Below are 19,423 nucleotides of genomic sequence, written 5' to 3'. Positions count from 1 at the left end.
CGATCACCTACTTAACACAGCAACGACACTTGTGGTGGTTGGTACGCCACGCCATGAATGAACAACAGCCCTTTCAGCCCTATTCAACTGCATTCTGCCAGCCTCACCCCTTAATTGAAGTACGGCATTAACTAACCTGGCGAGGCCATGAACCTCGAGCGGAACACCCTCACCAAGCGCGCCACCGCTTGGGTTTACTGGGAATAGACCATCCCTATCAAAGGCGCCCTCTAGGAGTAGTTTATGGGCTTCACCGATTGGGGCAAGCTTTAACGCCTCTATGAATTGTAGTTCCTTGAAGCTATACCTCGAGTCAACCTCTGCGAAGTGCAGTTCCTTAATTGGGTCCTGAATACCAGCTATTTTATACGCTGCCTCGGCAGCCTTCATTGCGTGCATTGGAAATTCCCAACTATGGAATTCAAGGGACGGATCCTCAGTAATCCAATGAATACCATCAACCCACACGGGCGTATCCGTGTACCTTCTTGCAACGTCCTCGCCCGCGAGAACAACAACGACCGATGCATCAACAAAAGGCGCAATATCGAGTTTAGTCAGTGGTGATACTGTGTATGGTGAACTCAGGACTTCGTCAATGGTTAAATTAGCGCCATAACTAGCTCTCTCGTTATAGAGAGCGTTCCTCCTGTCCTTAACCACCACGTACGCCAATGCCTCCCTAGTTACATTATAGCGCGACATGTATGCCTGAGCCTCCAGTGCTGCTAATGCATGGTAGTTAGGTGTGTTTATTGCCCTAACAGTTAATGGGTCCATGCCGAAGAGCATAACATCATGCATATTGGCAATATCACTAGGTTTTGCGTGTGACTCGGCAACAACTACGTCGAATTGCCCTGTCTTAATCATCATATATGCATTAGCCACGCATTGAAGACCATCACCAGGTGTTGTGAATACGGGCTTTAATGCACCGCCAATGGGTTCTGGGGCGAATTCATCAGCTATTGCAATGCCCTCCCAGAAGTCCTCCTGGCAGCTGGCGAATGCGTCAATATCAGTTCTTGGGTTTATGCCGCCAGCATCCTCATAGGCGCGGGCTGCAGCTTCAAACATCATCTCCCTAAACGACGCTTCCTCAACCACGGGCCTAAACCCGTACCAACCAACTCCGATAATTGCAACTCTCCTTGACATAGTAATCAATCATTAAGAATCCTTTTAATTTATTACCCACTATACATGTTGGCTAGTATTTATCAAACATTAATCTTAAAGGGAGGGTGGTTATTCCCATGACATAATGATTAATGCATATTTATTACTCACTGTGGATTACGTATTCGCTATAATTATTCAAATAATAGCGTCAATACAGGACTTAATGACTAGGGAGATTAGTGATTGGACGTGGATAATAGGTTCAATAATATGCATACCGCTTGGTCTATACTCAGTATTCGTATTGGGTCAATTACTCCTATACATCATTGGTGTGGTTATTGGTTCAGCGTTCGCATTTATGGCTTATTGGTTAAGGGCTATGGGTGGTGCTGATTCTAAATCAATAGCCTTTATCTCGGCATCAATACCGACAATCTCGGCATCAAACATAGCATTGACCGTAATAAACATCACACCATTATCAGTACTAATTAATTCATTAATCATAGCCCTAATAATGTACATACCCTACAATGTTATTCAGAATATTAGGTACGGCAGTAATTGCGAGGCCTTGGCCAGGGTTAAGGGATTCAATAAGTTAATATACTTAATAACGCTCATGTGCGTACCCGCACATAGGGTGTTTAGGAACCCCAATAATTACGCGATATCCCAGGTACTTATTGGTAATGAGTTTCAACCAGTGATTAGGCTTGGTCTTGACGTTGAGGATCCAAGGGAATCACTAATTGAATGGCTTTCCCAGGGCAGAATCAGTATTGATACACCGGTACTAACCTCATATCACATACCCTTTATAGTGCCTATAACCCTTGGCCTATTAATGTATGTATTAACTCACATTAACTTCCTAGTCCTTGCCCTAGCCTCATTATGAATACGAAAGTTTTTATTTAGCCTCTATATCGCTGATTCTGTGGTATTTGACGATAAAGACCTTAGGCCTGTCAGGGGAATGAGAGATTTAACACCCGAGGAGTACTACCCAATGTTTCAAGTCTTTGATAAGTTGGCTAGGGTTGCTGAGTCCTTTGGCTACCTAAGGGTTGAGACGCCAGCCCTCGAGTATTATGAGATACTTAAGGCTAAGGCCGGCGAGGACGTAATTAACGAGATTTACTACTTCAAGGATAAGGCTGGTAGAGAGGTTGGGCTTAGGTTTGATATGACGGTGCCTGTGGCAAGGGTTATTTCATATAGGGTTGATGTACCTAAACCAATTAGGTGGTATTATATTACTAAGGTTTGGCGTTATGATGAGCCTCAACACGGTAGGTATAGGGAGTTCCACCAGTTCGGTATTGAGTTCATAGGATCATCCAGTACTAGGGCTGATGCTGAAATACTCGCGGTTGGTGTTGAAGCACTTAGGTCACTTGATATTGGTGATTTCAGGATTAGGATAAATGATAGGAGAATCATTGAACAATTACTGAGTAAGTTCGGCATCCCAAGCGATGTAAAACCCAGTGTGCTTAGGATTATGGATAAGAGGGGTAAGGTGCCTGATGAGGAGCTCCTGGAGATGCTGAGGAATCTTGAGTTAAGTAATGATACGGCACAGGAGGTTCTTAGACTGGCTAACACGAGCGAGAGTCTTGATAAGGCGATTGACTCATTCAGGGAACTTGGTGTTAGTGACGATTTCATTAAGTATTACAATGAGTTAATGGAGTTTCTTGATATGTATGGTATACGTAGTTACATGGACCTAGACATGGGTATTGTCAGGGGGCTTGACTACTACACAGGTATTGTCTTTGAAATGTACGTGACTGATTATAAGTTATCAGTTGGTGGTGGTGGTAGGTATGATAATTTAATCGAGATTTATAGTGGTAAGCCAATGCCTGCCTCGGGGTTCGCCATGGGTATTGAGAGACTATTGGAGGTTCTTGAGCAGAGGGGTTCGCTTAAACGTGGACTTCCGCAAATTGATTACTACGTGTACGTCCTAGGTAATGAGAAGAATTACTTATCTCTTGGTTATAGGTTAGCCAGTATTTTGAGGGCTGGTGGTAGTAAGGTAGTAATGGACACGGGCGAGAAGAGTCTCAGGAGCGCGCTTGAGTATGCCTCTAAGATAAATGCCAGGTACTTCATAATAATAGGTCCTAAGGAGATTTCACGGGGTGTTGTTAAGGTTAGGGACATGAGCAACTGGAGTGAGAGGGAGGCTCCGCTCATAGAGTTCGGCATCAATGTCTAGAATAAGTAAATAAAGGGGTTAGTGCCTAGTATTGTAATGGTTAGAGAGGAGAGTTCAAGTGGTTCGTCAAAGTATTTAAAGGCTGATCTCCTGGATGTGATTGAAATACCTGAGGAGGGCGTTGCTGTAATGCTATTCACAACTGAGGATTGGGAAGATAGGGTCCTGCCTATTAGGATTGACGTAACAGCATCATTCTCAATAAAGAAGGCGCTCGGTCTTGTATCATTCCACAGGCCATTAACTCACGATCTCATTGTAGACCTAATTAATAGGCTCGATGTAATTGTTGATAGGGTAACGATAGATGCAATGATCGATGGCGTTTACCTATCAACAATATTCATTAAGGATAATAGGACAAACGAGACATTCCAATTGGATGCCAGGCCAAGTGATGCCACGGCAATAGCCGTAAGGCTTGGTGCACCCATATACGTTGCAGAGCATCTAGTGGCTTATACAGAACCCCTTGAGAACTACAGGGAATTGAGAGCCAGATATGGTTTCAGTTTTAATAAGAACTTATAACATAATCACTACTCACCAATAGTCACAAGAACAACCCTCCTACTCCTAGGGCCATCAAACTCTGCTAGAAAAACCTCCTGCCAAGTTCCACGGACGAGCTCGCCGCTCATTATTGGCAATACGTAGAACTGCTTAAAGATTGATGTTAATAGGTGAGCGTCAGCATTATTATCGATTTCATTGTGGAAATAATTTCCATTAGCAGGTACCAACCTCTCAAATAAGTTTTCATAATCCTTTCTTACCCTTGGTTCATCTTCATTAGCAAACAATGCTGAGGTTGCATGTGGTAGAAAAACAAGTACTATACCATTCCTTATGCCTGAGTCTCTAACGAAATCCTCAATATGATTTGTTATGTTAATAACCTCTCTACGTCTCTTACTCTGTACCGTGATTTCTTTCGTAACGACCTTCATAACATGACTACTCACTTAATACATTTAGTAAAAACTTACTTCATAAATTACCTTAATTGTTTCTGAATAGTGGCTATAAGTCTCTCTAGTTCGAGCATTGTAAGTCCAATTGTCGAGTCATCACCACCCTGAACCAAAATACCTACTGCTAGATCATTAACTCTCTTAATAACTATATAGCCAGTACTGGATTGGACAATTACGTGATTCGAATCCTCATTAAGTAACTCCTTGCTAACCCTATCCCCAACAGCGCTGAGTGATGCTATCATTGCCGCTACACGGTCTGGGTCCGCGTCAATTCTTGATGCATGGGCGATTAAGAGGCCATCTAATGTTGCGATGTATATACCGCTAATATTCTCAACATTGTTTAGGAAATCCCTAGCAACCTTACTCAGTGCTTCACTTGTTCTCTCCATTACTGCGCTATTCAATTCCCAGGAGAATATAAACATATCTTCCAATTACCTCCTAATAACGATCCTCCAACCACTCCTAAACCTCTTAATTAAATCCCTCCTAATCAACTCCCTGAATAACTCCACATAGGCTTCACTGGGTTCGGCACCCCTCAACTCAATGTTATATTTACGGGCCAAGGACTTAACATTATTGACACAGACCTGCCTGAGGGGGCAGGTCGAGCAATAATTACTCAGTGGCTCGCCATTGATTATCACGAGTCCATAAAACGGGTCAATAAATGCGCCCTTACTCATTGATATACTAAGCATGATCTCGCCATTGACGTCCTTAACGTCATAGGCAACGTAAATACGTCCACTGGGCAGGTACCTATTACCATTTTTAATAACCCAACCAGTATTCAATAATCTTCTTAAATGTCTTGATAATTTACCTCTTTGTAAACCGGTCTTCTTCATTATTTGGGCAAAGTGGTCATGCCCGCTTATTATGGCAAGTATTATGCCCAGGTTTGTATTGTCGAGAATTACGTTGAAGTCCTTCTCTCTCATTAATACATATTCATTGTCATAACTTGGAACAGTTCTCCTTTCCTCACCATTCAGCGTCACTATGATTTCAGGCTTAACAACGGCGTTCATTAAATCATGCAGTTAATGACCAACTTATTAACTAATTTCTAGAATTATTTTGTCTTCATTAGTTAACATGAGGTATTTCTTATTAATCTGTATTGTTTATGACCTAGCTATGCCGTTTAAAAATTTCGCAAGGCTTGAAATACCCGATGTAATACTGGTGGAGCCCGTGGTCTTCCCAGACATCAGGGGCTTCTTCGCAGAGCTTTATAAGAGGACGGACTTCCTTGCTGGTGGCGTACCCCATGATTTCGTCCAGGTAAGCCTAAGTAAGTCAAGGCGTGGTGTTATTCGTGGCCTACACTACCAGCTTAAGCCCATGGAGCAGGGAAAGCTGGTTACTGTGGTTAAGGGGCGCGTGGTTGATGTGGCTGTTGACGTTAGGAGGGGTTCTCCCTGGTTTGGTAAGTACGTGATGGTTGAGTTATCCGCCGATAACCCAAGGCTACTTTGGATACCGCCTGGCTTTGCCCACGGCTTCCAGGCACTGGAGGATGACACGCTATTCCTATACCTACAGACGAAGGAGTATAGTCCACAGCACGAGAGATGTGTTGTCTGGAATGACCCGGAGATCGGCATACCATGGCCAATAAGGGAGAATGTAATAGTAAGTGAAAAGGACGGTAAATGCCCACCACTTAAGCTGGCTGAGACTAACTTCGATTACCCAATATGAGGATCAGCCCTCACACGCATCAGCACCAATAAGCCAGTGGCATCTCATCACAATGGTCTAATTATATGGTCCTAAATTAAATTTAGTGCAGTGCTTTTAACGATGTCTAATTTAATCGCCTGGCTAATAAATCATAGCGCTGCAAGAGCAGAAAGTTGTCTTAAATAATGAATGCGAATTATGTTATTTATTCCAAATACAGTGAATCGTATTAATCCCTCGAAATAAAACTTAAAATTAAAAACCATGTATTCCTTAGCAGTTGATGAATTGAACCCACGCTGATTGGTGGTGAGGCCTAAACCGACTGAGTCTCTGTTTGCTCCTTCATCTATTCCTTAGTGATTATTATTGGTTCGCCGAAGTCTGCGTAGTGCTTATTCCATTTGTTCCTTAGAACGATGTTCAGTTCTGGGTTTAAGTACGGTTTTATGGTCTTTATAAACCTAGCTATTGAGTCTCTATCGTGAATAACAAGGTAAAGCTTACTATCACTGCTTGGAAATACATTACTATTAATGCCTAGTAACTTGAGTACTATCCTTAGTGTTGTTCCGAAGGATTTACTTGGAATCTTAATGCTAAGTACGAAATTAGGTATATCGAGTTCCGGTTCCGGATCAATTAACTCCCCATAAAAGTCATAGAGCCCCCTCATTAATTTGACCCAATCATTAATGTTAAGGAACATTAGCAACCTAATGGGCTTTTGAAGGATTCTATTAATCTCATCACATAACTTACTCGTTGCGTTTATTGTATTGTTTATTACCGTGATACCTGGCTCTAATGACTTAGTATAATCAACGGCATCTGAGAATCCCTCAATACTTCTCCACCTTACTGAGCACTCATTTATGAAGGCACCCACCAGGTAAGCATCCACGGAAATAACTTCTTAATTATATGCTTTAATACTTATTATGTTCCGTGAATATGCCATATGAGTCTTGAAAGGGCCATGGATATATTGAGGAAGTATCCACTGTGCAATCACTGCCTTGGCAGGTTATTCGCTAGGTTGGGCACCGGGCTTAGTAATGAGGAAAGGGGTAAGGCGATTAAGGATTACTTATTAATGATGATTCATGAGAGAATAATTAGTGAGGGATTGAGTGATGAGTTACTCAGTGATGTTAAGGCGTTGGCATTAAGTGGGCATGAACCAAGTATAAAATTCCTTAAGAATCTAGGTATTGAGGTCTCGCCAATTACATGTTATGTATGTAATGATAACATTTTCAATAGACTTGATGAATGGGCTAAAACAATAGCTGATAGCCTGAGGTCCCTAGGTGTTGAGGTTAGGTCGTTTAGGCTTGGTAGTAAGGTACCAATTGAAGTACTAAAGAGGGAATTGGGCATAACTACAGAGTTCAATATATCCAGTGCCGAGTCCATTAAACGTGAGTTAAATAGGGAGTTGGGTAAGAGGGTTTCGTCGATACTCAGTGTTTCATTCAGTAGGGAAGAACCTGATGCGGAGGTCGTCATTAACATTACCACCGGATCCGTGGAGGTGCAGGTAATGCCAATATACATATCGGCTAGGTATAGGAAGATACATAGGCTAGTTAATGGGAGAGGACAGGTTAGGTGGCCCATTGACAGTATAATCCAGGTATTTGGTGCTCAGGATGTGGTGATACACGTGGGCGGTGAAGACCCATTTGGTGCTCGTGTTCTTGGTAATGGTAGGCCTACAATTCTACAGGTAATTAAACCTAGTAGGAGACCTAGTATTGATGATGTATACCCGTTATTGAAGGGATTGAATTATGACGTTATACTTAGTGATCTATCCCGTGTTAAGAGTTCTGCAATAGTGAGGATGAAGGCTAGGGTTAGGGATTACGTAATAACGTATAGAGTCCTGGCAATTACTGATAATTCAGTTACTGATGGGAATATAAAATCATTACATGATTACTTCAGGAATAGGCAGGTGGTTCAGGTGTTTAGGCGTGGGCGTAGGGTTAAGAGGAGGGTTAGTATGGTCTATGAATTAGATGGTAAGGTGATTGGGGATAGGCTTGTGGAGTTTCTGATTAGGTGCCAGGGTAACCTGTACATTAGAGGGTTCATACATGGTGGTTTTGGTGATGTTGAACCAAGTATTGCTGGAACTCTAGGTTTTGGTGTTAGGCCTGTGGAGATTGACATACTTAACATAAGTGATTAATTACCTTAGTAACTATGTGATTACGATGCTGTTGTCTTTGTTTCCGTGATTTGAGAGCTGAAAGGAAGGATGTGGTCTGGCGTTGTTATGATAACCTTTCTCTTACTACCAACGTAAATCTCTATTTCAAAGGCCTTACCTCTTCTTCCTATTATTGTACCAACCTTGCCTTGATACCTCCTGTGGGGTGCTGTGGTTATGAATGTTGGGTCAATATCAATAACCACCTTATCGCCTACTTTATACTCATAAAGCCACCTTGAAACACCAGGTCTACCCTTCTCCCTGGGCTTCTTTGTCAGTAGCTTCCTTGATTTGTAGCGTAGGCCGTGTGTTCGGTGCACGAGTAACCCCAAGGCATCATCACTCTATTGAGTATTTAAGCATTCTCTTCATTAATGATTAACCTGCATATACCAAATCCTTAAATAGGGATTTTTCTTAGGAAGTTACTTGTGGTTAAGCGTATTGTTAATTCTGAGGATATTTCCATGGCCGAGGCACTCAGGATTCTCGAGGATAAATTAATCAGTATTAATCCTGGAATTACTGATGATGTTGTGAATAATACCCTGAACTACCTTAGGAAGTTCTCTAGGATAAGCCCTGATAAGGCTAAGGATTTGATCTCAGAATTAATGAAGAGATTTGGTTTAGCAAAGTTAACGGCTATACAGATAGTTAATTTAATGCCTCAAACAACTGATGAGCTTAGGATATTATTGGGGACCGAAAAAAGGGAATTCAGTGATAAGGAGATTGAGGATATCCTCAACCTACTAAAAAGCACTAAGGAATCCTAGAGGGTGTTATTAATGGTTAAGCGTGAGGACTATGCCTACATACTGGACATAATACCGCCGGAGCAAATGCTCATTAAGGACCCATCCCTTATTAAGAAGGGGTTTCCTAAGAATGAGGCCTATGTACAGGCCATTGGTGATCAGTTCTTCACACTTCTTGAATTAACATTGAAACCAAACACTGCGGCTGAGGTTGGTGAAAGGGTTTACATAGGTAATGGACCTAGGGATAAGGTGAATAAGATAGTTAGGAGGATTAATTATGATGAATTAACCAGTGAGGCAAAGAACGCGCTTCCTGAGATAGTTGCGAAGATTGTTAAGGCCCAGGAGAGTAGGTTCGTTGACTTCTTTAATAAGGCTGGTCCAATAACTCTGAAAATGCATAGCCTAGAGTTACTTAAGGGTATTGGTAAGAAGACGCTTTGGCAAATACTTGAGGAGAGGAGGAAGAAGCCCTTCCAGTCCTTTGAGGATATAAAGAGTAGGATTGGTATTGACCCTGAGAAGTTAATTATTGACAGAATATTGAGGGAATTACAGGGTGCTGATCAGTATAAGGTATTCGTTAGTTGATTTTATGGCAATTACCTAACCCTAATTATCTTCCTCCTACCAGCGATATCCCAAACCTCAACCTCAATACCAGGCTCGATCTTACCCTTAATATCCTCCTCAATTTGGCTCTCTGGAACTTCAAACGTTGTATAGTTTCTCAGGTCCATTAATTGCCAGGAATCACCAACCTTAGCCACTACCTGGGCAACGAACTTCTCAATTATCGGCACTTCGACCTGGGCGTCAGCAGGTACTATTAAGGTTCTCTTAACATTATCGAATACGCCCATACCCACTATCCTGACCTTGGCGGATCCATGCTTACCAGTCTTACTCTTCTCAACCTCAACCACCTTGCATGGCTCTCCATCAATCATTAAGTAGCTACCCTCCTTCACCGAACCTGCCTCTGTTGGCTTCGTTGACATACAAATCGACATAGCTAGAGCTAATAAAAGGTTTTCTATCGAGTAATTCCCTGAGAAATTATTTATTAATTCGCCTAGTTTGCATTAGCCTGAGTATTAATGAGAATTATGATGTATATTGGTAAGTACGAGGATTACGCATTAGCAAAGCTAATAGTGAGTAGGTTACTAAGTAGTAATGGAGTTGAGGTAGTGGCTGCAAGGGATTTAGAGGTTAAGAATCTCAGTATACCTAAGTGGGATGGTTCTCAGGGTATTGATATTGCCATGGTAATTGGTGGTGATGGTACAGTCCTAAGATTCATACATGAAATTGGCAATTCCACGGACACACCAATCCTTCACATAGGCACTGGTCGGGTTAATTATTTAAGTGATGTGAGTGCCAGGGAGTTACCCCAGGTTCTTGATAGGATAATTAAGGGTGAATACGTGGTTGAGGAGAGGATCACACTTAAGGCCATTGCCGCTGGCTTTGAATGCATGGCATTAAATGAGGTATTGGTTAAAGGTGTTGATCCTGGTCATTTAATAAGTGTGACTATTGTTGAGGATGGTGGCGAGGAGATGATAAGAGCTAGGATGGATGGCGTTATAATAGCCACGCCAACTGGTTCAACGGCGTATGCATTAGCGGCTGGAGGTCCTGTGATTGATAATAGGTTAGCCGTGAAATTAATAGTGCCTCTTGCGCCGTTCTCAAGGGCTTTAGTACCTATTGTTCATCCATATGAAGTACCCATTAAGGTTTTAACGAGCGAGGTTGCGCACATATTATGTGATGGTATTGTCACACAGAGAGGTGCTGAGATACGCATTGTTCCAAATGATAGGAGGGTTAGATTCATTAGGACTCGTCAATACAGGATGTACGATAGGTTGTTCAGGAGGTTGTTCATACCATGAGTAATGAAGATGCAGTAATACTTGATACATCAGCGATACTTCATATGAGGGATTTACGTCCATTATCGAGTATTGGTCATCTAATAACCACTAATTACGTAATTAATGAACTTAAGGATGCGAGAGCCATCGCCGTGCCTGAGGTCCTGGGCATAGATATTTATGATGTGAGTGAGAATGATATAATACTTACAAGGAGGGCTTATCGCATACCTAGGTTATTGAGTGATACTGATGTATCATTGATAGTTTTGGCGATGAAGTTAAGGGATAGAAACCCATTAGTGATCACGGATGATTCATTACTAATAAAATTCCTTAGAAGATTGGGAATAAGGTACTCGGTGATTTTCCTAAGGAAGCGTCAGTAGGGTTTCGGCCTTAGCTTTAGTTTCTTTGGCACGTTCTCCTCAGGTATCTCCGCTCCAGCTAGTTCTATGGTTACCGTATCCTGGAACCAAGGCGTAGACCTGCCAAAGGCCCTAGGCATGTAATTCTTAATCTTACGGCCCTTATGAATAGCCGCATGTATAATAACCACGTTATCAACATTAAGGCCCTTATAACTAGCATTATTCTCAAGATTCTTAACTACCTCTAAATAGGCCTTAGCGACTTTAATGGGCCATTTAGCCACCGGCCAACCCTCCCAAGGTATTGTGTGGTGTGCCTGTTTCTTAGTGAATCTCCTTATTGGTATTGGCATCTTCATTCTAATTACATTACCCAGATAATCCTCGGCCTGCTTAATAGTGAAGCCCCTAATGAACCTGGCAACCTCAACAGCCTTCTTCCAACTAATCCTATACTCATAACCAAGGGCCTTGACTACCTGGTCCTCAGTAATGCTTGCCCCATAAATCTCCCTAACCCTCCTAACGATATCCTCAGTATCAATGCTCCAATCAATCCTAGCCATACCAAAATCAACGTGAATAATGCAATATAAAAATATTTACCTATCGAGTTCTATGAACGCCCAGGAATCTAGATATTATTGCTATAAATTCTCCTAATTAACTTTAGGTAAACCTTCACTGATTCCATAATATCATTGATTTGTATATACTCATCGGGTCCATGAGCCGCAGCAATATCTCCAGGTCCATATGTTAATGCATCTATGCCACTTTTCTGGAAGTATCGAGTATCCACAGGCACCCTCGAGATTTTTACTTGAGGATTAACCTTGAGAGTTTCACTAATGGCATTGATTAACCCTGTAAGCAATAATGAGTTATTGTTTATTGCAGGTTCTATCTTATTTATTACGTAGACATCTATTGTGGACTTTACATAACTGTGAAACATATTGATTAAACTCACTATTTCATTAAATGCCTGGTCAATGTCTTCATTGGGTAATATTCTTCTATCAATTGAGAATTGAAAATAACTAGGCACAATATTACGCGCATCACCACCTCTAACAAGACCTCCTAATACTACAGACGCTGATTCATTCATGAATTGTCTATCCTCAATTCTAGGCTTCAACCTAGTGATTAATGAATAGGCCATAGTGATGCCATCCTCAAAGGCGTTAATGCCATACCATGGTTGCGAGGCATGACTCGGCAACCCCCTAACAACAATATCTAGCTGTAGTATGCCCATACTGCCAATCCATATGGTATTGAGGCCAGTTGGTTCAGTCACAATGGCATAGTCAGGCCTACGAATTTGATTAATGAGATAACCAACACCTGTTAAACCACCAATTTCTTCATCCGGTGTAAAAGAGAATTCCGCACAACCACGAAAGTCTCTCAGCTCACTAAGTTGCTTTGCAAGTAATACCAATGCTGTAACACCGCCCTTGTCATCTGAGGCTCCTCTACCATAAACCCTACCATTAATGATAACGGGCTTGAAGGGTTCCGTAACAAGCCATCCTCCTCCTCCGGAAACTACATCATAGTGTGCATTAAAGTGAATTCTTTTGTCCCTGGTATTACATAGTTCGGCCAATAATATGTACCTAGGGTGATCTGCATATTCAGGATAGTGCTCCTTAATAATTGACTTTGGTACCTCGATTATTTTCGTGTTTACTCCATAATTCGTTAATAATCCATCTAAATAGGTAACTAGGTCCAGGTAATTCTCGCCTGGTGGTGTTACTGTTTTCACTCTAATTAAATCCTTTAGTATACTTGATACATGATCCACTAATTCACTCATCTTCACTTAATTCATTATATATTGCTAATAATTCCTTACCAACAATGCTTGGCGAGTGTCTCTGGGCGACGATTGCCTTAGCCCTTGCACCAAGTTCTATTACATATTCCGGCGAACTTACTAGTTCCTTAATACTATCAAGGAAGCATTTAATGTCATTGACCTCGCAAAGTATACCGCCATCGCTCACGACCTCTGGAATTGAATCCACATTAGACGCAACCACGGGTATGCCCATACTCATTGCCTCAAGCGCCGTGAATCCATAGGCCTCACCCCTAGTTGGGAAAAGGAGTATGTCGAACTCAGCCATCAACTTAAGTAATTCATTCCTTCTCATTGGATTATAATATTCAATTCCACTTATCTTCCTCGGACTTTTACCGATATAAACCTTCCTAATGTGCCTTGGTAATTTTGACATAATATCCTCAGCAATATCACCACCCTTCCTATGGTACTCAACACCTATAAACCCAATCGTTATTTTATTATCAATCTTCCTAAAGCTTGTTTTCATTGGCGGTGGCACAACTCTAACGTACCTAAATCCCTCCTCCTCAAGTCCCTCCCTACTCCATTGGGTCCAAGTCACTATTATAACGTTGTCCCTATTGAACAAGTACCTAAAGGTCCTTATTGCGAGCCTATATAGGACACTCCTTCTCGACTTACCTATGTACTTCTCAAATAGGTTAAATATTGGTTGGTCAATCTCCTGAATCCAGGGTGTGTGCGGTATGAATAGGTTTAGGAAGAAGGCATGTGTTAAACCCTTAAGCTTGAGGGAGTATATGGGCTCTATGAGGGTTTTAAGAAACCATTTAGTTGTTGTGTCCTTAGTTATGTAGAAGTCATTAAAGGATGGGGATAAACCAACGGGTTCATCAATTGCCCTATAATTAACACCAGGTGGTGGATTTTCAAGCCTTAACTTAATTCCCGTCCTTAATTCTCCAGATACTCTGTTTTTACTTACGATAATGTTTACAATCATATAAGCAAGCTGTTACTAAAGTGATTCATTAATAAATATTAGTTCTTTCGTTGGAATTGAACGTCTTATTAATAGTTTCGAAGTAACTCTCTGGATCGCCAACACTTAGCCAGGAATTATCATTGAGTAATAATCCGTAAACCTCACCACCACTATTAATAATGCCTTCAATGCCATATGTCAGCTCAAGTTCTCTATTCGTATTAATCAATCTAAGGCTATCAAATATCTTCCTGTTAAATATATAGGCAGCAGTTATGGCAATGTTCGACTTAGGATTACTTGGTTTCTCCTCCACATTTAATACCCTAACCAACCTATAACCATTGTATGGCCCCTCATCCCTGACAATAGCAATGCCATACCTACTTGGATTACTAACTCTCCTGAGGAATAGTAATGCATCAGGCCTTAACTCGTCATATAACTTAACACCTTCTGAGTATCCATCGGTTAGGATCCCATCGTCAGCATGTACAAAGAATGGTTCTGAGCTCACGAAATCCTCAGCCTTAAGCACAGCATCACCAAAGCCAAGGGGTTTTTCTTGAAATGTAAATGATATTTGAACCCTTAGGGAATCCGTAAATACCTTATCCATTAAATAATCAATTAATGGTCTACCGTTCCTACCAATAATAATTATGAACTTAGTGACACCAACCTCCTGCAAACGCGCTATTATTAGGTCAATAATTGGAACAAGCATTGGTGTCTCATTCCTGCGTATTAACGGCAATAATGCCTTTGGCATTATCAATGTCATACTCCTCATTCTAGTGCCCAACCCAGCGGCAGTAATAACTGCCTTGCTAATCATCAACACGCTAGTGTTATGGCATTAATATATAAGTATTTCATATTCGATATCAAAGGTAATCAAGCAACGAACCCCTCCTCCTCGTATATCCCTGCTTACCACCCTCCCTATCTCTCTCTATTATTGTTGGCTTAACGACCTTACCATCCTTAATTAACCTCCTAGCCTGCTCAATTATTGAATGCGCAAGCCTATCACCAAAGCCCCTAATAATACTTATAGCCTTTGGATCTGCATTTGCAATATCAGCAATGTCCTTAAAACCAGCATCATAAAGCGCCCTAGCCCTAGTCCTACCAACGCCTTCAAGGTTTATCACAAGCTCTATTAATTCCTCCTTAACACCATAGATCAGCCTCCACCTAAGTACATTCAGCCTCTCCTCATGCTTCCTCATGCCGATGGCACCGGCAAGCCTTGTCACAGCACTGGCTAACCAATTCATTAAATCACTATATACTCTCAAATCGCCAGGACCAACATCATAATTCTTATATAACTCATCCTCAGAGACCTCATTGGCCCAGTCAAGGAGCATTACTGCAGTCTTAATTGTGGATAAGTAATCCTCAATTTCCTCATCCTCAAACTCATCATTCTCAATCTCATCCCTAGTAATTGATGGCTTAATCAATAAATAATCCCAATTATCTAAAACAAGTTTTATATAATCGTCAAACTCATTTCTCCTAACCCGTAATTTTGGAACCTCAGGCGATTGAATAATTAAATGTGTATAGCCTAAGTCATTGGTCTCATTCCTAGACCTAAGTCCACGAATATATACATTCGCAGTATACGGATCCAGGTAAAGCGTGTTCAATAATGAGCCTAAGGCAGTTGCCGCCACATCATTGTTCCTCCTTTCAAGAAACCCTGACTCAACCAAGAAGTTTAGTACATCATCAATCTTCCTCTTCAATAAATCTCTGAGGAATTCATTCCTATGGAAGCCACCTTGAATGTAGCCTAGAGTTGATGATATAAACCTCATCACATCATCGATATTCAATGCATAGCCACTGGCTATTGCTGAGAGTATGTGCGTTGCTAGATTCTTATCAGTGAGAAACTTGGACTTTACATCCTCAACCCTGGCATTTATGTAATTTCTAATTAGGTAATCAACCTCATCCTCGCTCCTGGCAATTAGTATTGCCTCACCATATGGATCAAGCCCAGGCCTACCGGCCCTACCAGCCATCTGCTTATACTCCATGATAGGGAGCTCCTCCATTCCAAAGCCAGGTTCATATCTCCTATACTCATGAATAATCACCCTTCTAGCTGGTAAATTAACGCCTGCGGCTAACGTAGTTGTTGCAACCACGGCCTTAATTAACCGGTCCCTAAAGGAGTTCTCCACGATGGATCTTACATCCATGTCTAAACCTGCGTGATGAAAGGCAACACCGCATCTAACAATCTTCGCCAACTCTTCACCGAGCAATTTAGACTGTGAGGTCTCAAGGATTGCATTGGATACTTTCATTAATTCTCTCGGTTCTATTAATTTCACGTTGTAATTACATATGTAATGAGCAATTTGTTGAGACAGCTTCACGGTATTCGACCTGGAGCTCGTGAAGACAAGCGTCTGACCACCATTAAATATTGTATCCATTACTAACGATAATACTGGATTCTCTAGGTCTTTAATGGGTTCCCTGGAACCATCTGCGTAGTAGATAACCCCATCATAATAAACCCCCTCCCTAAGCTTGACTGGTCTCCAGTCAGAAACAACAAGTTCAGCGTCAAGATACTTGGCTATCTCCTCGGCATTACCCACAGTTGCTGATAAAGCCAGCAATTGCATACTAAGTCCCAGGGATTTTACCTTAGCAATTATTGACTCAATAGTCGGCCCTCTCTTATCATCATCAATGTAATGAATCTCATCAATTATTAAAATACCCACCTGCTTAAGCCAATCAACCTTATGTCTCAATAAACTATCAAGCTTCTCGTAGGTTGTTACGACAATATCGTAATTCATAAGCCATGCATCCTCCTTATCATACTCACCCGTTGTAACGGCAATCCTAACACCAAGCTTCTCATAAATCCTCAAGTCCCTGGCCTTCTCATAGGCCAGTGCCCTCAATGGAACAGCTAATACAGCCTTAACTCCCCTGGTGAGTACTGCATTTATCATTGCTAATTCAGCTATTAATGTCTTCCCAGTAGCCGTACTAGTGCACATTACGAGATTTCTTCCATCGAATAAGCCCTTACGTACAGCTTCCTCCTGAGGTGGATAAAGCTCCTGGATACCTCTTTCCTTGATTATGAAGTCCCTTAACACGTCTGGTAGTGGTAAGTCGCCAACACGCAACTTAATCAACCAATTCATTAACTCACAGCAGAATTAATAAAGAGTTTAAAGCCGTATTATACACATAATTCATGGGCCTCAATATCGATATCCCAGATATTGGGCCAGTCATTACCGAACCTATCAATAAGATAAGGCCTTGCATAATCAGGCCATGAACCATCGAGTAAGTAATTAACGACGGCCATAGCCAATGCTGGACCAACCTCAGCCCCATAACCATTAAAACCACCAATCAATAATAAATTATTTGAACCAACAACACCCACCACAGGCCTCATGTCAGGAGTACTCTCGCAAAAACCAAACCTGGATCCAATAAGTAGTGCATTACCCAATCTTGCTCTAACCTTATTCTTTATCTCATTAAGGAATTCACGGTCAACACTTCCTTCCTTGCCTGGTTCGGTAACTCGGGAATTACCATCACCACTAACCATAACAGAAAGCCCTAATGCACCTAGTGCATTGTTGATTATGGAACCGAGGGGTCTTATGTAAATTTCAAGCACATAGTCATAGACAATAATGTCAATTCTCCTACTAAGAAATGCAGCTGCCTGACACTTATAAGGTAATAATGGAATTCTTAGATTGGCATTCCTGGCAATTATGGAATTCCAGGCACCAGCGGTAATGATAAAATAATCGCCATGCAGTATTTCACTATTTACTAGAGCCTTAACGCCATCATCACTAAGCTTAATTCTGGCTATACCATTGATGTATTTAATTCCATTAGCATTACGAACATATTTCATTAATAATGGGTAATTAACGAAATTATCACCATTTGTACTAAGTATATAAACCTCCTTCTCATTAATTCCCTTAATTCCGTAATCACGAACATCACTTATTATGCGCGTGTTCACACCAACGTTATGCCACATGTTCATTAATCTCGACGTATCATCATAACACGTATTCGGTATTATCGTTACGGAATCCATAGGCCTTAACACATCAATCCCAATCTCTCTCGATAATTCCCCATAAACGTCCTCACTAATCCTCGCCAACCTAATATCCTCAGGAATCCTCAAAAGCTTCGAGTGAATGAGTGGAAACCTTGGCCTTTGAAAACCTGAATTAATCAAAGTGGCATTAACACCCCTTGCTGTAAGTAAGTATGCTAATACTGTCCCCAAAACACCCCCACCAATTATTACCGCATCCATGCAGGGGCCTAAAGTATGGAGTAGGTATTAAGCATTTAGGCCTTCACAGGGTATTTCATGAACTCCAACGTTACTTGGTCGCGTAACAATCAATAAATGATCCCTTAATCCATATGCCCCTAGCATTTTGTCTATGTTGTCCTTAGGTGGTTCGTGGTCAAATAATCCAAAAATCGATGGACCAGCGCCAGCAAGGGCAACGCCAATGGCACCAGCCTTGAGTAGAGTCTCCTTAGCAGCATTGTAATGTGGGTAAAACTTAGCCCTTATGGGTTCGACAATTGTATCGCCCATTAATGCCTTGCTCAATATTTCCTTATTACCGGAAATAAATGAGTAGATGAACATTGATACGTAGGCAGAATTATTCTTAAGGCTGCCCATGTCTATTGTGCTAGGCAATAACCTACGCATTTCTTTGGTGCTGGGCTTATTACCGGCTATGATTATTGAAAGCCAGTATTTATTAGGTACATCAATCCTAACAAAGTCTCCAGTCACTGGATTAATGATGACTAAGCCGCCTAATAGGGATGCAGCCACATTATCCATATGTGGAGTGCCAGCCGCGGCAGTCTCACCTAGCGCCGCAATCCTAATTAGGGACTTGGTATCAAGGTTCGTATTGAGCAATTTATTTAGGGCGTAGGCCACTGCAGCAGCGTCAGCGCCACTACTTCCTAAACCACTGGCTGGCCTAATGCCTTTCTTAACTATGATGCGCACACTAAAGTTAATGCCCGTAATTCTCCTAAACTCCTCAATGACTGGATATAAAGTCGTGGATTTATAATCACTAGGCAAGTAATGAGAGTAATTACCAATAAATTCTATGTAATCGTCTCCCTGGTTTAGCCTTACGTAAACATCATCATAAGGCTCTGCAATGGCTAGTGATAATACATCGAATCCAGGTCCTAAATTAGCTATAGAGGCTGGGCTCCTAATACATATTGGCATCGGCAATAA

Annotated in this window: 23 protein-coding genes; 9 read left to right on the top strand and 14 right to left on the bottom strand. The window is 41.5% G+C overall.

Translation table 11 applies throughout. The features are described from left to right. Window positions 1-3: 3 nt before the first annotated feature. On the bottom strand, window positions 4-1,161 hold the full coding sequence (locus ACP5L5_RS08395) for a thiolase domain-containing protein (RefSeq protein WP_013604594.1): 1,158 nt from the start codon (window positions 1,159-1,161) through the stop codon (window positions 4-6). A 106-nt stretch (window positions 1,162-1,267) separates the two neighbouring features. On the opposite strand from ACP5L5_RS08395, the gene ACP5L5_RS08390 reads away from it, so the two are divergent. Genes ACP5L5_RS08390 through ACP5L5_RS08380 form a run of 3 tightly spaced genes read left to right on the top strand, consistent with a single transcriptional unit; the run spans window position 1,268 to window position 3,892 of the window. Next, a complete protein-coding gene (locus ACP5L5_RS08390) occupies window positions 1,268-2,029 on the top strand; it encodes a prepilin peptidase (RefSeq protein ID WP_428763014.1) in 762 nt (253 codons plus the stop codon). 39 nt (window positions 2,030-2,068) lie between these two features. Beyond that, the gene (gene hisS / locus ACP5L5_RS08385; protein WP_428763012.1) at window positions 2,069-3,361 is read left to right on the top strand and encodes a histidine--tRNA ligase; all 1,293 of its coding nucleotides are present in this window, start codon (window positions 2,069-2,071) and stop codon (window positions 3,359-3,361) included. Between the two features lie 36 nt (window positions 3,362-3,397). Continuing rightward, window positions 3,398-3,892, top strand: coding sequence for a bifunctional nuclease family protein (locus ACP5L5_RS08380; protein ID WP_013604591.1), 495 nt, complete (start codon window positions 3,398-3,400; stop codon window positions 3,890-3,892). Between the two features lie 8 nt (window positions 3,893-3,900). Here ACP5L5_RS08380 and ACP5L5_RS08375 read toward each other — a convergent pair whose 3' ends face one another. From ACP5L5_RS08375 to ACP5L5_RS08365, 3 genes are read right to left on the bottom strand one after another with little or no spacing between them, the layout of a single operon-like run. Then, window positions 3,901-4,326, bottom strand: coding sequence for a secondary thiamine-phosphate synthase enzyme YjbQ (locus ACP5L5_RS08375; RefSeq protein WP_237699615.1), 426 nt, complete (start codon window positions 4,324-4,326; stop codon window positions 3,901-3,903). Between the two features lie 32 nt (window positions 4,327-4,358). Next, window positions 4,359-4,733, bottom strand: coding sequence for a roadblock/LC7 domain-containing protein (locus tag ACP5L5_RS08370; protein WP_428763010.1), 375 nt, complete (start codon window positions 4,731-4,733; stop codon window positions 4,359-4,361). Window positions 4,734-4,778: 45 nt separating this feature from the next. Then, window positions 4,779-5,381, bottom strand: a complete 603-nt coding sequence (locus ACP5L5_RS08365) for an ArsR family transcriptional regulator (protein WP_428763008.1) — start codon at window positions 5,379-5,381, stop codon at window positions 4,779-4,781. A gap of 109 nt (window positions 5,382-5,490) precedes the next feature. Between ACP5L5_RS08365 and rfbC the strand changes: the two genes are divergently transcribed. Then, window positions 5,491-6,057: a dTDP-4-dehydrorhamnose 3,5-epimerase gene (gene rfbC, locus ACP5L5_RS08360; protein ID WP_428763006.1), complete on the top strand. Its 567-nt coding sequence runs from the start codon at window positions 5,491-5,493 to the stop codon at window positions 6,055-6,057. A 331-nt stretch (window positions 6,058-6,388) separates the two neighbouring features. Here the strand turns inward: rfbC and ACP5L5_RS08355 are convergent, their stop codons facing one another. After that, a complete protein-coding gene (locus tag ACP5L5_RS08355) occupies window positions 6,389-6,943 on the bottom strand; it encodes a hypothetical protein (protein ID WP_013604586.1) in 555 nt (184 codons plus the stop codon). Window positions 6,944-7,000: 57 nt separating this feature from the next. Here ACP5L5_RS08355 and ACP5L5_RS08350 point away from each other — a divergent pair, with 57 nt between their 5' ends. After that, window positions 7,001-8,239 carry a tRNA pseudouridine(55) synthase gene (locus ACP5L5_RS08350; protein ID WP_428763004.1) on the top strand — a complete coding sequence of 413 codons (1,239 nt, stop codon included), beginning with the start codon at window positions 7,001-7,003 and terminating at the stop codon, window positions 8,237-8,239. Between the two features lie 20 nt (window positions 8,240-8,259). Here the strand turns inward: ACP5L5_RS08350 and ACP5L5_RS08345 are convergent, their stop codons facing one another. Further along, on the bottom strand, window positions 8,260-8,595 hold the full coding sequence (locus tag ACP5L5_RS08345) for a 50S ribosomal protein L21e (protein WP_428763002.1): 336 nt from the start codon (window positions 8,593-8,595) through the stop codon (window positions 8,260-8,262). A 99-nt stretch (window positions 8,596-8,694) separates the two neighbouring features. On the opposite strand from ACP5L5_RS08345, the gene ACP5L5_RS08340 reads away from it, so the two are divergent. Further along, window positions 8,695-9,042, top strand: a complete 348-nt coding sequence (locus tag ACP5L5_RS08340; RefSeq protein WP_428763001.1) for an RNA polymerase Rpb4 — start codon at window positions 8,695-8,697, stop codon at window positions 9,040-9,042. 12 nt (window positions 9,043-9,054) lie between these two features. After that, window positions 9,055-9,618: a DUF655 domain-containing protein gene (locus ACP5L5_RS08335; RefSeq protein WP_048057223.1), complete on the top strand. Its 564-nt coding sequence runs from the start codon at window positions 9,055-9,057 to the stop codon at window positions 9,616-9,618. An 11-nt stretch (window positions 9,619-9,629) separates the two neighbouring features. On the opposite strand, the gene ACP5L5_RS08330 is transcribed toward ACP5L5_RS08335, so the two are convergent. Beyond that, window positions 9,630-10,028, bottom strand: a complete 399-nt coding sequence (locus tag ACP5L5_RS08330; RefSeq protein ID WP_013604581.1) for a translation initiation factor IF-5A — start codon at window positions 10,026-10,028, stop codon at window positions 9,630-9,632. Window positions 10,029-10,127: 99 nt separating this feature from the next. Here ACP5L5_RS08330 and ACP5L5_RS08325 point away from each other — a divergent pair, with 99 nt between their 5' ends. Both ACP5L5_RS08325 and ACP5L5_RS08320 read left to right on the top strand, forming a co-directional pair. Next, window positions 10,128-10,934 carry an NAD(+)/NADH kinase gene (locus tag ACP5L5_RS08325; RefSeq protein WP_428762999.1) on the top strand — a complete coding sequence of 269 codons (807 nt, stop codon included), beginning with the start codon at window positions 10,128-10,130 and terminating at the stop codon, window positions 10,932-10,934. Further along, on the top strand, window positions 10,931-11,305 hold the full coding sequence (locus ACP5L5_RS08320) for a twitching motility protein PilT (RefSeq protein ID WP_428762997.1): 375 nt from the start codon (window positions 10,931-10,933) through the stop codon (window positions 11,303-11,305). Before ACP5L5_RS08325 ends, ACP5L5_RS08320 begins: the two co-directional genes overlap by 4 nt. Here the strand turns inward: ACP5L5_RS08320 and ACP5L5_RS08315 are convergent. From ACP5L5_RS08315 to ACP5L5_RS08285, 7 genes are all read right to left on the bottom strand, one after another. Next, entirely contained in the window at window positions 11,299-11,853 is a 555-nt protein-coding gene (locus tag ACP5L5_RS08315; protein ID WP_428762995.1) for a 50S ribosomal protein L22, read from the bottom strand. The genes ACP5L5_RS08320 and ACP5L5_RS08315 overlap by 7 nt on opposite strands. Before the next feature lie 68 nt (window positions 11,854-11,921). Beyond that, a complete protein-coding gene (locus ACP5L5_RS08310; RefSeq protein WP_428762993.1) occupies window positions 11,922-13,118 on the bottom strand; it encodes a M20 family metallopeptidase in 1,197 nt (398 codons plus the stop codon). Next, window positions 13,111-14,115 (bottom strand): glycosyltransferase family 4 protein, encoded by a 1,005-nt coding sequence (locus tag ACP5L5_RS08305; protein ID WP_013604576.1) that lies wholly within the window; start codon window positions 14,113-14,115, stop codon window positions 13,111-13,113. Before ACP5L5_RS08305 ends, ACP5L5_RS08310 begins: the two co-directional genes overlap by 8 nt. Before the next feature lie 28 nt (window positions 14,116-14,143). Next, the gene (locus ACP5L5_RS08300) at window positions 14,144-14,935 is read right to left on the bottom strand and encodes a nucleotidyltransferase family protein (protein ID WP_428762991.1); all 792 of its coding nucleotides are present in this window, start codon (window positions 14,933-14,935) and stop codon (window positions 14,144-14,146) included. 49 nt (window positions 14,936-14,984) lie between these two features. Beyond that, window positions 14,985-17,291: a DEAD/DEAH box helicase gene (locus ACP5L5_RS08295; RefSeq protein ID WP_428762989.1), complete on the bottom strand. Its 2,307-nt coding sequence runs from the start codon at window positions 17,289-17,291 to the stop codon at window positions 14,985-14,987. A gap of 38 nt (window positions 17,292-17,329) precedes the next feature. Then, on the bottom strand, window positions 17,330-18,454 hold the full coding sequence (locus ACP5L5_RS08290) for an NAD(P)/FAD-dependent oxidoreductase (protein ID WP_428762987.1): 1,125 nt from the start codon (window positions 18,452-18,454) through the stop codon (window positions 17,330-17,332). 27 nt (window positions 18,455-18,481) lie between these two features. Continuing rightward, window positions 18,482-19,414 carry a homoserine kinase gene (locus tag ACP5L5_RS08285; protein WP_273302656.1) on the bottom strand — a complete coding sequence of 311 codons (933 nt, stop codon included), beginning with the start codon at window positions 19,412-19,414 and terminating at the stop codon, window positions 18,482-18,484. Window positions 19,415-19,423 lie beyond the last annotated feature (9 nt).

Source organism: Vulcanisaeta sp., from assembly GCF_049966235.1.
In the GTDB taxonomy this organism is placed as follows: Archaea; Thermoproteota; Thermoprotei; order Thermoproteales; family Thermocladiaceae; genus Vulcanisaeta; species Vulcanisaeta moutnovskia.
Note: the sequence above shows the minus strand (reverse complement) of the source record. Positions and strands in the feature narration are given on the sequence as shown.